At 43.7% G+C, this 13,775-nt stretch carries 9 protein-coding genes; 5 read left to right on the top strand and 4 right to left on the bottom strand.

Features of this window, described 5'->3' with window-relative positions:
- The first annotated feature begins 281 nt into the window (after positions 1-281).
- The gene (locus DHU66_RS02505) at positions 282-713 is read left to right on the top strand and encodes a PTS sugar transporter subunit IIB (protein WP_167836225.1); all 432 of its coding nucleotides are present in this window, start codon (positions 282-284) and stop codon (positions 711-713) included.
- On the opposite strand, the gene DHU66_RS02500 is transcribed toward DHU66_RS02505, so the two are convergent.
- Together DHU66_RS02500 and DHU66_RS02495 are read right to left on the bottom strand one after the other, a co-directional pair.
- Positions 694-2,244, bottom strand: a complete 1,551-nt coding sequence (locus DHU66_RS02500; RefSeq protein ID WP_108774302.1) for an NAD(P)/FAD-dependent oxidoreductase — start codon at positions 2,242-2,244, stop codon at positions 694-696. The genes DHU66_RS02505 and DHU66_RS02500 overlap by 20 nt on opposite strands.
- A 170-nt stretch (positions 2,245-2,414) precedes the next feature.
- Entirely contained in the window at positions 2,415-4,280 is a 1,866-nt protein-coding gene (locus tag DHU66_RS02495; protein ID WP_108774301.1) for an IS1634 family transposase, read from the bottom strand.
- Positions 4,281-4,604: 324 nt separating this feature from the next.
- On the opposite strand from DHU66_RS02495, the gene DHU66_RS02490 reads away from it, so the two are divergent.
- Positions 4,605-5,903, top strand: a complete 1,299-nt coding sequence (locus DHU66_RS02490) for a fused HPr family phosphocarrier protein/2-hydroxyacid dehydrogenase (RefSeq protein ID WP_108774300.1) — start codon at positions 4,605-4,607, stop codon at positions 5,901-5,903.
- A gap of 370 nt (positions 5,904-6,273) precedes the next feature.
- Here DHU66_RS02490 and DHU66_RS02485 read toward each other — a convergent pair whose 3' ends face one another.
- Complete coding sequence (locus tag DHU66_RS02485) at positions 6,274-7,893, bottom strand: transposase (RefSeq protein ID WP_167836224.1); 1,620 nt, start codon at positions 7,891-7,893, stop codon at positions 6,274-6,276.
- Between the two features lie 780 nt (positions 7,894-8,673).
- Between DHU66_RS02485 and DHU66_RS02480 the strand changes: the two genes are divergently transcribed.
- Positions 8,674-9,261, top strand: a complete 588-nt coding sequence (locus tag DHU66_RS02480; RefSeq protein WP_108774298.1) for a DUF5626 family protein — start codon at positions 8,674-8,676, stop codon at positions 9,259-9,261.
- Between the two features lie 272 nt (positions 9,262-9,533).
- Here the strand turns inward: DHU66_RS02480 and DHU66_RS02475 are convergent, their stop codons facing one another.
- Positions 9,534-10,586, bottom strand: a complete 1,053-nt coding sequence (locus tag DHU66_RS02475) for an IS1595 family transposase (RefSeq protein ID WP_108773885.1) — start codon at positions 10,584-10,586, stop codon at positions 9,534-9,536.
- A gap of 130 nt (positions 10,587-10,716) precedes the next feature.
- On the opposite strand from DHU66_RS02475, the gene DHU66_RS02470 reads away from it, so the two are divergent.
- Positions 10,717-12,087: an MFS transporter gene (locus tag DHU66_RS02470; protein ID WP_108774297.1), complete on the top strand. Its 1,371-nt coding sequence runs from the start codon at positions 10,717-10,719 to the stop codon at positions 12,085-12,087.
- A gap of 146 nt (positions 12,088-12,233) precedes the next feature.
- A complete protein-coding gene (locus DHU66_RS02465) occupies positions 12,234-13,721 on the top strand; it encodes an IS1182 family transposase (RefSeq protein WP_108774494.1) in 1,488 nt (495 codons plus the stop codon).
- Positions 13,722-13,775: the final 54 nt, after the last annotated feature.

The raw sequence follows: 13,775 nt of genomic DNA, 5'->3' as shown, positions 1-13,775 counted from the left end.
TATTATCTAAATAAATTTGATACAAATATATTTTATCAAATATAAATACACGATCAAGAAATCTGCTCAGACGGCAAACAGCATAAAAAGGATGATGGCATCGATGGCTGTACCTGCGGGCAGAAGATTACTGGGATGACACATGTATCCTGTCGGTATGCGTATGAGGATCCATGACAAACAGGAATGGAATCCATGGGGTTCTGTTTGATTCAGATGCTTCACTTCAGAATTTATCTGGCATTCTTTTCAAATCATCTTTCGAGGTGCATAATTGTTATATGTTAAAAATTGCGATTTGCTGTGGAGGCGGCTTTTCTTCCAGTGCACTGGCCGCCCATCTGGAAAAAGAAGTCAGTCGTCTGCACTTGGAGGATCAGGTTCAGTTTATTTTTATTCCGATTGTGCATCTGTTGGAACGGATGAATGAAGTGGATATTGCGATGGTCTGCCCGCATTGTGAGTGGAAGGTAAGACAGGACGCAAAGAAGTATACGATTCCGGTGGCAGTGATTCCGCCGCGCTTATATGGGTTGATGCCGGTGCGTGATTTTGTGGAGGATGCACAGGATCTGATGGAACTGTGGAAGAATGGCACGCCCAATGTGGTGACGTTCGCGGATGAGCCGCGTCCTCTTGCCGTCAAAAGAACCGTTTCACACCGCAGATGGCTGCGGAATGAAACGGCTGATTTTAAAGCATTAGGGAAGTGATGATGTTTTCGGCCTGACGAATGCCGTCAACGGCACTGGAAACAATACCGCCGGCATATCCTGCGCCTTCTCCGCATGGATAGAGTCCTTTGCAGGAAAGAGAGGTGCCATCCTCATTGCGCAGAATACGGATGGGTGAGGAAGATCTGGATTCCATGCCGACCATGATACCCTGGCTGATAAAGCCGGGTATTTTTTTATCAAAATGGACAAAGCCCTCTTCCAGCGCATCATTGACAGGCTTTGGAAACTGACGGTGCAGATCTTCCAGGATGATACCGCGCGGGAAGGAGGAAGGAATGACAAGGTCTGAGGAGACTTTGTGTTCCAGATAGTCTTTGATATTGGAGGCGCCTGCCTGATAGCCGGGATGGAAGGCAGTTTCTTCCAGCTGCTTCTGGAAGGCGAAGCCATCCATCGGGGAACCATGGTCAAAGTCCTTACTTGGAATCTGGACAAGAATGGCACTGTTGGCATTGGCACCATCTCGTTTGGAATAGCTCATGCCATTGACTGCCAGTGTGTTTTCCGTGGTGGAGGCAGGAATGACGACACCGCCCGGGCACATGCAGAAGGAATAGACGCCTCTGCCATTATTTGCGTGATACGTCAAAGAATATGAGGCAGGGGACAGCGCTGGATGATTGGCATATCGGCCATACTGATTCTGATTAATCAATTGCTGAGGATGCTCCACTCTGACACCGGCTGCGAAGTCTTTTGGCACCATTGTAATGCCTTGGTCAAAGAGTGTGTGATAGGTATCGGCGGCACTGTGGCCGGCAGCCAGGATGACATAGGGAGAAAGAAATGTGCCATGGTTTGTTTCAATGCCTGTGACCTGTCCATTTTCAACTTTCAGACTCTGCATGCATGTTTCAAAGCGGACTTCACCGCCAAGCGCGATGATCTTTCTGCGGATATTGACGACCACTGTTCTCAATACATCTGTGCCTAAATGCGGTCTGTGCTGCCAGGCAATGGCAGGATCACCGCCGGCTTCCACCAGTTCAGCAAGCACTTTCTGTACCCGGATATTCTTCATGCGGGTTGTCAGCTTGCCATCTGAGAATGTACCGGCACCGCCTTCTCCATACTGGACATTGGAAGATACATTCAGGATGCCTTTGGTAAAGAAGTCATTCACATCCTTTGCCCTTTGTTCAGCCGGCTTGCCACGTTCAATGATGATCGGCCTTAGGCCGGTTTCTGCCAGCAGCAGGCCGGCAAACATACCTGCAGGACCAAAGCCAACAACAATCGGCCGTATATCAGACGCAACAGGAGCAGGGTTCTGATAGATTTCCGGCTTTCCTTCACTGACATCTTTCTGCTTCAGATACCGGTGTTCATTTCTTACTGTGGCAAGGACAGTGTAGCTTTCATGCATTTCATCTTTGCGTGCATCCAGTGATTCTTTTTCAATCTGAAAGGATTGGATATCTTCCTCTGTACAGTGCAGTTTTTTTGCAATTTGTGTTTTGGCAAGTGACTGTCCAATCGGGCAGTATACCTGGTGGATTCGCAGCATATGTATTCTCCTGAGCCAGAATTATAGCGCATCTTTTGTGCCAGAGATGAGAAATTCGCATTATCATATCCCAACTTTGACAGTTTGAAGTAATGAAAGTGCTAGAAATTCCGATGAATATTGGATTTTCCAGCACTTTTTGCGTTTTGATTTTTGTAGTATGTAGGGGCCTATCCGGACGTCTTTTTGAATTTTTTTCTGAGGAAACCGGCCTTGTATCTCTTCTTGTCTAATCCTGCATTTGTATAGTTCTCGAGGGCATCCAGTGTTTTACTTCCTTTGTAGGTTGAAAGATAATACATTCCATCATCTGCGACATTCATATTCTTCAGTGTGGTAATCAGATTTCTGGCCGTGATGTGTGTGCCTCTGTCATCCAGGCTGCAGCTCAGCAGACGATAGACAAGCAGAGCTGTGTAGCACACCAGGAAATGTGCTTTGATTCTTCTCTGTGCACTGTGGTACACAGGCCTTGATCCAAAGTTTGTCTTCATCACTCTGAAACAGTCTTCAATCATGTAGCGCTTGTGCATAATGTTCAGTACATCTTTCACATTGGCATCTGTCAGATTCGTCGCAACGGCATAGTAGCCATCGTACTTCTCTTCTTCATCGATTCTTGCCTGATCCAGGTCATAGCTTACTTCTGCTTCCTTTCCGTCCTTGTCCTTGGCGATACGCTTCAGGAAACGCCGGACGTCATTCAGACCTTTCTTGATTTCTTCCGGATCCTTCATCTTGATCATCTGTTTTGCACGCTCGATCTGTCTGTTTCGTACGGCCCGCTGGTACTCCATCATTTTCCTGGAGAAGGTGATGATTACAACCTGCTCCAGAGTTCCCTTGGCTTTGACTTTGCGGGAGCTTCCGTTCTGTAACTGCTTGTATTCAAACAGTCCAAGATCAATTGCTTTGTCTGCTGGAATAACTTTGTATGCAGTGTCATTGTACAGAGCCAGATTCTCAGGATTGCGGTGCTCAAACTTTTTCATGAAGCTGATCGTTACGGGTTTGTCATTTGACAGGAGCCTGTAGTTTTTATCGTTGAAGACAACAGCCTTCACTTCTTCAGAAAGCTTCTTTACTGACTGCGTCACAATGAAGGATCTGCCGCCCATCGCATTGAACTGACGGATATTGTAGGAGCCAAGTCCGGCATCTGCACAGTAAATGATGTTGGATTTCTCAAGAGCCGGCAGGATCTTCTTCTCCAATGGTACTGCAGTAACCTGCTCACTGGTGTTGCCGGAATGCAGGCACATCGTGATCGGAATACCGCGCTTGTCCATGAGCAGTCCCATTTCCACAATCGGATTGGGACGGTGCTCTTTACTGACACCATATTTTCGAAGCCCATAGGACAGCAATTCTCCTGTCACTTCATCGAAGATGTCTTCATCATCCTGCTCGGTCTCACAGTAGAAATTGGTGCAGTCATAGTAGACCACAGACGAATCACGGGGAATGACATGGCTGCTGTTCTGATACAGCCATTCAAGATAAGCGTCAGTATTGTTCTCCAGAATATCAAGAAAGCGCAGGATCTGATGATACTGGATGTCAGGCTGCTCAAAGAAGGAATCCAGATGATCACACGTGCCATACTTGGAGCAAGGATCCAGAATTCTGCTGTATGTAAGGAACTTATTGATCTGGTTATAGTCGAACGTATCACGCCGATCGGCTGTATGAATGTTGAAAAATTCATTCAGGCGCAGCTGATTGTAAATGTACTGAAGATAAAAGTAGCCAATGTTCTTCAGAGAAGAGCGGGAGGCGTCATCGGAAGTCTGGTCAACTTTTTCGTTGAGATCAACAGAGATCTGAACAGACTCTTTTCCCTGCCTGGAATCTTCATTCATCCTGGCGATCAGCTGCTTGCAGTAAGCAACGGGATCATCAGTAGTCTTGAGAAGCTCAGAATGCTTGCCCAGCTTTTTCACATTCTTGGTAGTTGATTTGCCATCAGTCGTACGGAAACCCATCTGAGCATAGTAGGTTGGATCTTTCAAACGCTTATCATAGTAAAGTTTCATGCCTGCATACCTTCTACAGGACTATTGTACCATAAAACATACAACACATACAACATAAAAATACAAGAAATTTGACAAAAATAGACAAAGAAAAAGCCGCAGTCATGCGGTTTTCGAGAAATTCTATTCAAAGCAAACTGTCAAAGTCCCGTCCAATCGGGCAGTATACCTGGTGGATTCGCAGCATATGTATTCTCCTGAGCCAGAATTATAGCGCATCTTTTGTGCCAGAGATGAGAAATTCGCATTATCATATTAGTGGAAATTCATAACGGGGTTCACTATCATGAAAATGGTGATAATAAGAGGAGGAAGAAAAATTTCATGGAACGTTTTGATTATCAGGTAACAAATACGCTTGGTATTCATGCCCGTCCTGCCGCAATGGTTGCCCAGGCCTGCACAGATTTCAAATCTACAGTGACAATTGAATGCAATGGGGCAAGTGCTTCCGGACGTGATGTCCTGCAGATTCTTGCCCTGCATGCGGCAAAAGGCAGCGTGCTGCATTTCAGCATTGAGGGCGAGGATGAAAAGCCTGCTTCTGAAAAGATTCAGGCAGTTCTGAACGAGCTGAGCCCGAAGGATAAGCCGGTATCGGTTCTCAAGGTTGCTTTCTTTGGCACCAAGGATTATGACCGTCTGTTCTTTACAGAGCTTTCCCGTGATAAGGGTGAAGGTACCTATAATGTTGATATTCACTACTTCAATTCCCGTCTGACACGTGAAAGTGTGCATCTGGCAGAGGGCTATGATGCCGTATGCATCTTCGTCAATGATGAGGCTGACCGTGATGTTGTGGAACAGCTGGGCAGCTATGGCGTCAAGCTGATTCTGCTGCGCTGCGCCGGTTTCAACAATGTTGATCTCAAGACGGCCAGGGAACAGGGCATTACCGTTCTGCGTGTGCCGGCATATTCTCCATATGCCGTTGCGGAGCATGCCATGACCATCATCCAGGCTGCCAACCGCAGAGTTGTCAAAGCTTACAACCGTGTCAAGGATAATAACTTCACGCTGAATGGCCTGCTTGGCGTTGATCTGCATAACAAGGTTGCCGGTATCATGGGAACTGGCCGTATCGGTCAGATCATGGCCCAGATCTGCAAGGGCTATGGCATGACAGTGCTTGGCTGGGATGCGTATCCGAATGCCAAGCTGGAAGAGTCCGGCTTACTGCATTATGTAACCAAGGAAGAACTGCTGGAAAAGTCAGATCTGATTTCTCTGCATGCACCGCTGATCATGGGTGAGGGCGGCACGTATCATCTGATTGATGATGAAGCGATCTCTCGCATGAAGGATGGCGTTATGCTTGTCAATACAAGCCGCGGCGGTCTGATTGATGTGGACGCATTGATCAGAGGCCTTCGTGCCAATAAGTTCCATGCCGTTGCTCTGGATGTCTATGAAGGTGAAGATGACAATGTCTATGTCGACCACTCCGATGATATGATGCAGAATTCCATTGTGGCAAGACTGACGACTTTCCCAAACCTCATTCTGACATCTCACCAGGCCTTCTTCACACGTGAAGCACTGCAGGCAATTGCGGCTGTTACGATGGAGAATGCCAGAAACTTCAACGAAGGTCTGCCATATGGCAATGCCGAAGTGAAGTAAGCAACTGTATTTATATATAAATTTGAGGCATAGTGCAAACGGTGCTTCTAAAAATCATAGCAGATCAGAGGACTTCCCCTGATCTGCTTTATTCGTTCTAAGAAGGAAATAGTTACTTTTGAAATGCAGAAAAATTGCTGATGGATATTTGAAGGTTAGTATTATCCTATGCGAGATAAAACATTAGGGCCTGTAACAGTTGCTAATGAATTAGCTCTGTTATGGGCCTTTTTGTTTTCTTTTGTATTATCTTTACCAAGACTTATTCAACAGAGTCATTTCTATGCATGAATGGTTTATATCAAAGCATTATTAAAACAGTTCTTTGCCTTTTCTTATATTTCAGATCATTTTTTGCTCTATTTTCTGATCAGCTCATCATATTCTGAGGAACTGCAGCCATTCGTCGGAGTCTCCAGCTATGGTATTTACGCAGATTATATCCCAGACATACCATAAGAAATTCCATTTTCACGGTTTTCAATCCTCTTCTGTGGAAACGGTCAAATCCCATATCTTCTTTGATTGCTGCAAAAGCTCCTTCTGCCTGTTCGCTGCGCATTACCTTCAGCTTTATACCATGTTCTGTATCCAGTTGTTTTCTGGCTTCTGCTTTCAGCTCTTCTCCAACGACATTAAGTCCTACTTCCTTGTAGCCTTTCTTGTTTGTTTTCATAAGGCATTTTTCTTTCAGCGGACAACCTTCGCAATGTTTTGGCTCTGTATATTTCTGCGTTATGGATAGATTGCCTGCCCGGGTAGAGGCATAGATGTCCCCTTCATATTGGTCAAATGTTCTCCCATTCGGGCAGATCCGGTACCCATGTTCGTTCTTTTTCCAATTAACAAGATTGTACGGATTTCTCTTTTGAAAAACTTTATCGTGCTCTTTTCCATACATGTTAAATTTCTGGACGAGATCGATACCGTGGCTGATGTTATACAGGTAGTTGTCATATCCTCCATATCCGGCATCAGCGACTGGTTTCTTCGGGTAGAATCCATACAGCGTATGGAATCTCTCCATGAACGGGATCCAGGTGACGGTATCACCCGGTGTCTGATAAATATCACTGTTAATGATCAATCCACCAGATACAGCAATCTGGCAGTTATAGCATGGTCTTGTTATACCGGAGCGATTGTAGTAATCCCACTTGGTAGCCATAAATGTCGCATCATGGTCAGTCTTTGAGCAACTGTTCCTGCTGCCCATGACAGACAGCCAGTACTCATATGTGGTAAGACGAATCGCATAGTCCAGAAGCACATCATACCGCTTTTGAATATCGGATTTGCGATGACCCTTTCCATACTGGAGTTCAATGTTATCGGCAACCATCACATCCATCAGCTTCTGAACAATATTCCAGATTTCTAATGCGTTATAACGGTCTTTTATCTCATATTGGTATTTGTAAGACAGATTCAAAGAGCTGATCGCCTTGGAAAGGTCTCTGTACAGATTGTTGCGTGCATTCAGAATTCTCCGCTTGTACACAAAAGAATTTTTATGAGCATTTGCCTCAATCTTTGTTCCATCCACAAACTGCGTGTTTGGATCAATACCTGTCTGATCAATCAGCTTCAGATTCAACTCTTTCATAAGATCATCAATAGATACCGTCAGCTGATTCATAACACGTGAGAACGCCATTTTGCTTGGTGCTTCCCAATTGGACAGATCGATAAATCTGATATCCGTACGGCAGTGCTGGACAATATCAGTCAGGGAAAAAATACGGTTCATGTAAGCAAACAGAAGAACTTTGACGAGCATTCCTCGGGAGTGACTATGCGTGTTATTTGAACGGATCGGTTTAACAAAGCGATTGAAATTAACTTCCTTCACCGCATCCAGAAAAGAGAACAGCATATCAGAATGAGGTACACGAATCATTGTGCTAAGTGGCAGGGCCAGCTGAACAGCGTTATAATAAGAGCGCTGATCGTGTCCTGCAAAAACGAGATCAGCATTTTTCATACTCATATTATACATGCACGCATATAATATATCAATGATAATATATGGATATTTTTCATATTTTTCACATGAATAAATCGGCTTCTGGTTTGCACTGATAGATATACAGCGAAAATATGTGCAAGCGCAAAAAAATGAGCTGTAACAGCTTACTCAACTGTTACAGCCCCTTCAGAAAAATAATAAAACAGCCGTTGGGTAAGCAAACTCAACGGCTGTAAACATTCAAGGGATAATATTTCTGGAAGTTAAGATTAATATGCCCTTTGAGGTAGAAATAATGGTTGCATTCAGCTAAATAATATAGTTTTAAAACATAACTATTATTATAACGAATTGTGTAATAAAAATATATGCTTGTTTTTTTACGTCATACCAATATGATAACTGTAGGACAGGAATGTGAAGAAAAATTGTTTGCTGAAAACAGTGAACAATAAGGTTATCGTGTTCGCTGCTGAGTCGAGAGATTTATTAGTGTTCTTCTTGAAATCTTGTGAAGCAATATCAAGCCACCGAAAAATATTACATATTAATTACTGAAAATTGCACATTGCTTGCAATATAAGGCGAAATATGCACGCTAGGTTAAAGCAAAATCTTTGGTAAAGTCACAATTCTCCCTGTTATCAAGAAAAGTGAGTGATGCATCTGTTGCACGTCAAATATAGTCAATTTTGATAATAATATAGTGAGAGTTCGTGATATGAGAAGTGCAGAATTAACAGCGTTCACTGTACTTCTTAGACAATATGAAAACGTTTATGTACGAAAAGGAGGCTGACTATGTCAAGTACAATTAAAAAAATCTTTTCCTCGCTAATGGTCCTTACTTTAGTTCTTCCACTAACTGCTTTAAAGGTTAATGCCGCATCTGATGAAAGCAATAGTCCTGTATTCGATAATGAAGGTTTGCAAGGTGATAAATTTGAAATTCCTACTTTACAGTTAGGAGAAAAGCAAAGCCATGAGGTAGTTCTTTCAAATGGTGAAGTGGGAATTATTACTGTTGAAAAGGTTGCTGATTTTTCGGATGAAAAATCAGACATTGATCATCTGATCTTTTTTGGATGGAGTCCTTGGCATACGAGAGCAAATGTGACTAATGGAACATATAAAATAAATGTTGTTACTGCTGCAGCGAATGCTGGGTTTACGATTGATATTAGAAATTACAGAATTACAGCTGCATATGATCCATGGCACTTTGTTGTGATAACGAGTGTTTCTGGCTCGCTATCTCTTGACTCTTCCACCAAAGCAACTTATTTTATGAATTTTAGTATGGCGATACCGTGGGTAGGCGGTCCAAGTTGGACCGGTGGAGTTCAAGCAAGAATTGAAGGCCGTAATTTAGTAACCTACTGGAGTTGAATGAGGTAGTTCTAATGAAAGGTACAATTATCGTAACGATCATTTTTATCATCGCTGTTATTGCACTGATTATGAATTTCAAGAGAATTATCAGATGGTTAAAGAATATCAAGTAAGTATGTCTTCATGACATCTTCAGAAAGTCAGTGTTATTGAAAGGCAGATTATTCAGAACAGGGAAGGATGACTTCTTCCAGTGCTTTGAGTTTCTGCTTTTTTTGCGGAACGCTATTTTCAAAGATTTAGTTGATGAGGCTGTAAACACCAAAATATCATGAGCTATATGCCTCATAGAGGTTAATTGGCATTTTAAGCTTTGGGATCTCCGCACAGGTAAATGGAATCTGTTCAAACATTGTTTCCATGTATGCTTCTGATTTCCATTTGCGCATGTCCAGCCTGTACTTTAAATATTTCTTCATGACGATCCAATTCAAATAACCCTGGAGATGTCTTGTGCTGATACCATGTTTCTGCCTGATCATGTTTTTTAGCTCAGAGTGAAGCTCGTTTACTTCAGATACTGTATTGCCCTTTGGTGTTAAATAACCGTTAGATGGAATAATGTCACTGTTGAAGTGATTATCGCCCACGAAAGTTTGAATGCTATGGCTGTCATCACTGATAATTGTTGAATGCGCTGCGAAGTGAGAGCTGTATTGATTCAGAATTTCTGCACTCTCTCTGCCTAATCCTCCAATTTTAAAGAGAATATTGTCATGCTCATCAATAGCTGTTACCAGGCAGATCTTGTGATGGCTGGTGCCAGGTAAAGCACGCTTGGTTGAATGACGGCGATGCTTTCCACGCTGTTTGCTGAATCTTGGCATTTTATCCTTCCTGGTCCCTTTCAGGTTGATTTTGGTATAAGTAGGATCCAATTCAACATTTCCACTTAAGACCACATTATTCTGAATCTTTGCTGCAGCCTGATATAACTTGTGACGCATGTTGAAGCAGGTAGTAACTGATAAGCCTGTAGCTACACTCTGCTGAGTCAGAGTCATTCCGTTAAGCTCGCCAGAGATAAAAGTAGTCCAGATATCAAAGCTTGTTCTGGAATGAGTAAACATCGTACCTGTTGTTGCCATAAAAACAGATTTGCATTTTTTACATCTGTATTTCTGACGATTATGTGGGTTAAAGCCATTCTTAACAAAGTGAGTTGAACCACAATGAGGACATTTCTCAACATGCAAAGAGAGATTCTCGTAATTTGTTGTCGTACAGTTTACTTTCTCTCTGAATAGCTTTTCTAAACCAACACGAATGAATTCAATTTCGACAGGAGATAAAGAATTCAGGAAATTCTGATTAACGAGCATATCATCACCTCAACTGAAGTCATGATAAGTTATAGATATTAACTTGATGTACTTGTTCGGGTACATCAACTATTTATTTGAAAATAGCGTTGCGGAAAAAAGACTATACTGAGGACAGAGGATAGCGTATATGAAAACAAAATTATCATGGCAGCAGTGGCTCACCATCATTGTGTTTGGCCTGATCGGCCAGCTTGCCTGGGCTGTCGAAAACATGGAATTCAATCTGTTTCTGTTTAACAGGATCGGCGGCAGTGCCGGTGACATTGCAGCTATGGTTGCCTGGAGTGCTGCAGTATCTACCATTGCCACGCTGGTTGGCGGCATCATTTCTGACCGCATGGGACACCGGCGGTATTTCCTCTGTATCGGGTATGTTGTCTGGGGTATCATGACAGCATTGTTTGCATTGATTTCCAGAGAACATACGGCAATACTTTTCCCGGGAATGTCCACGGCAAAAGTGCTGGCAATGACAGTCACGATTGTGATTGTCATGGACTGCATCATGTCCTTCTGCGGATCACTTGCCAATGATGCCTCCTTTAATGCCTGGGTGACAGAGACAAGTGATGAAACCAACCGCGGCACCATTGAAGGCGTGCTGAATGTATTCCCGTTGCTGGCAATGTTAATTGTGGCTGGTACGGGCAGTATTCTTTCTTCACTGCTTGGCTGGCCGGCATTCTTTGTGGTCATTGGTGCCAGTGTCAGTGTGGCAGGATTGTTAGGACTGTTATTTGTACCGGATACAAAACCTGTACAAAGCAAAGAGAAGATGAACTTCTGGGAAAGCATCATCTATGGCTTCCGTCCATCCGTCATCCGTGAAAACGCAAAATTCTATCTCTGCCTGCTTGGTATCTGTATCTTCAATATTTCTGTACAGGTATTCATGCCGTATCTTCTGATTTATCTGGAAAAGACACTTGGCTTTGGGAATGCTTTGAGCGGTCTTGTCATGGCAGTGATCATCATCTTTGCCAGCATCTGCTCTCTGGCAGTTGGCAGACTGGTGGACCGCTATGGCAAACGCACACTTGCTTTCATCAGTATATCTCTTTACTGCATCGGTTTGTTTGCGGCAGGCTTTCTGACATCCGTGATTCCATTTATCATTGCCGGCATCATCATGATGACAGGCTATGTATCCATTTTGATCTTATTCTCCAGCGCTATCCGTGATGAGACGCCGGTCGATCATGTCGGCATGTTTCAGGGAATCCGCCTGCTTGCCTATGTACTTGTGCCGATGATCATCGGACCGATGATTGGCAGCGGCCTGATCAATGCGGTCAGTACACAGACGTATGTCAATTCCTATGGAGAAACGGTGCTCTTACCAGTTGGCGTTCTGTTTACAGCAAGTGCTGTTGTGGGGCTGCTGCTGTACTTCTTTGCATTCCGTTTTCCAAAACAAACAAAAAAGGCGGCAGATGCGAGGGTGCTGAAAAAGTGCGGTTATCGAATAGCCGATTATGCATCACTCATTAACCTATGAGCTGCTTGGACACGGACATCCAATCCAAAATGATAAGCGCGTAATCCTAATCAATGAGTATGCGCTTTTTCTGCACATTTTGGTTGAAATACATGCATGCATGGTATACAATGTGTCTATACTCCGGAGGTGTCTTTATGCTCAGAATGATTGATATGCCCCAGTTGGATCTTGGCTCTTATAACGAGCTCTATGATATTCTGATCCCTGGAGATTACTTCTGGCGCCAGATGAACGAAACGATTGACTTCTCTTTTGTTGCTAAAGAAGTTCAGAACAACTACAGCGACTGTATGGGCAGAACTGCAGCTGATCCGGTACTGCTGTTCAAATATCTGCTTCTTAAGACCGCACGCAAACTCAGTGACCGTGATCTGATTGAAAGAGTCCGATATGACATGGAAATGAAATACTTTCTGGGCTACAGGCCTGAAGAAACTGAATTCATTGATCCGAGCCTGCTTACCAAATTTCGCAGAACCAGACTCAAGGATACCGATCTGCTGAATGTGCTGATTGGCAAGACTGTTGAAATCGGGAAGAAGAAAGGAATTATTCACGATCACGAAAAGATCATCGTTGATTCCACTCATACCAATGCACTCTACCAGCATATTTCTCCGCGTGAGGAACTGATCAGGCGGGCAAAGGAACTGAGAAAGTCTGTATATGCAGCGGATGAAACCATGAAGGACAGAATGCCGAAGAAGCGGGAAAGCAGCGGTCTTCTGGAGGATGAAATCGAATACTGCAAGGAACTGCTGGATCTGATCGCTTCAGATGAGCGGCTTCAGAAGATACCGGATATCCAGGAACGTCTCAACTACCTGAAAGAAGGAGTTGAAGACACGAGAGAACAGCTGGAATTTTCCAGAGATCCGGATGCGAAAGTGGGACATAAGACTGCAGACACTTCCTTCTTCGGGTATAAGACGCATATTGCCATGACCACGGACAGAGTCATTGTGAGTGCAGCAGTGACAACCGGAGAGAAACATGACGGAAAGCAGGCGGCAGATCTGATTGAGAAAGCAGAAAACGCAGGAGTAACCGTAGACGCTCTGATTGGTGATGGCGCATATTCCGAGAAAGACAATATTGAATACACCTCAGAAAAAGGAATTAAGCTGGCATCAAAGCTGAGTGAGAATGTTCTGCATGGAAGCCGGGAGAAAGAGTTTGAGTTCAACAAGGATGCCGGGATGTATGTATGCCCGGCAGGACATATGGCAGTCAGAAAAAGCAAAGGCGGTCAGGAGAAAGCAGCGAATGGTTCTGATACAAAAGTAGTTACCTATTTCTTCGATGTAGAGAAATGCAGAAACTGTCCTTTGCGAAACGGCTGTTACAAGGAAGGTGCGAAGTCTAAAACCTACTCGGTAAAGATCAAATCAGATACGCATATTGCTCAGATGGATTACATGAAATCAGATGAATTCAGAGAACTATATACTGAGCGATACAAGATCGAGGCTAAGAATGCGGAACTGAAGCAGACCCTCGATTATGGAAATGCCCATGCGTGCGGAATGAGCGGAATGACGATACAGGCAGCAGTATCGATTTTTCTTGTGAACCTGAAGAGGATAAAAACACTGGAAACCAGCGTTAAGGGAGCACCAGATAAGGAATAATCCTTTATGACCCGCACGATATTCCATTGAAAAGAACAAAATCCCGGCCAGTAT

The organism is Lactimicrobium massiliense (genome assembly GCF_900343155.1).
GTDB classification, from domain to species: domain Bacteria; phylum Bacillota_I; class Bacilli_A; order Erysipelotrichales; family Erysipelotrichaceae; genus Bulleidia; species Bulleidia massiliensis.
Note: the sequence above shows the minus strand (reverse complement) of the source record. Positions and strands in the feature narration are given on the sequence as shown.

Excerpts from the sequence above, each read along its gene's own strand:
- DHU66_RS02500 (WP_108774302.1), bottom strand. The coding sequence starts at position 2,244 with ATGCTGCGAATCCACCAGGTATACTGCCCGATTGGACAGTCACTTGCC.
- DHU66_RS02475 (WP_108773885.1), bottom strand. The coding sequence starts at position 10,586 with ATGCTCGTTAATCAGAATTTCCTGAATTCTTTATCTCCTGTCGAAATT.
- DHU66_RS02485 (WP_167836224.1), bottom strand. The coding sequence starts at position 7,893 with ATGAGTATGAAAAATGCTGATCTCGTTTTTGCAGGACACGATCAGCGC.
- DHU66_RS02495 (WP_108774301.1), bottom strand. The coding sequence starts at position 4,280 with ATGAAACTTTACTATGATAAGCGTTTGAAAGATCCAACCTACTATGCT.
- DHU66_RS02480 (WP_108774298.1), top strand. The coding sequence starts at position 8,674 with ATGTCAAGTACAATTAAAAAAATCTTTTCCTCGCTAATGGTCCTTACT.
- DHU66_RS02470 (WP_108774297.1), top strand. The coding sequence starts at position 10,717 with ATGAAAACAAAATTATCATGGCAGCAGTGGCTCACCATCATTGTGTTT.
- DHU66_RS02465 (WP_108774494.1), top strand. The coding sequence starts at position 12,234 with ATGATTGATATGCCCCAGTTGGATCTTGGCTCTTATAACGAGCTCTAT.
- DHU66_RS02505 (WP_167836225.1), top strand. The coding sequence starts at position 282 with ATGTTAAAAATTGCGATTTGCTGTGGAGGCGGCTTTTCTTCCAGTGCA.
- DHU66_RS02490 (WP_108774300.1), top strand. The coding sequence starts at position 4,605 with ATGGAACGTTTTGATTATCAGGTAACAAATACGCTTGGTATTCATGCC.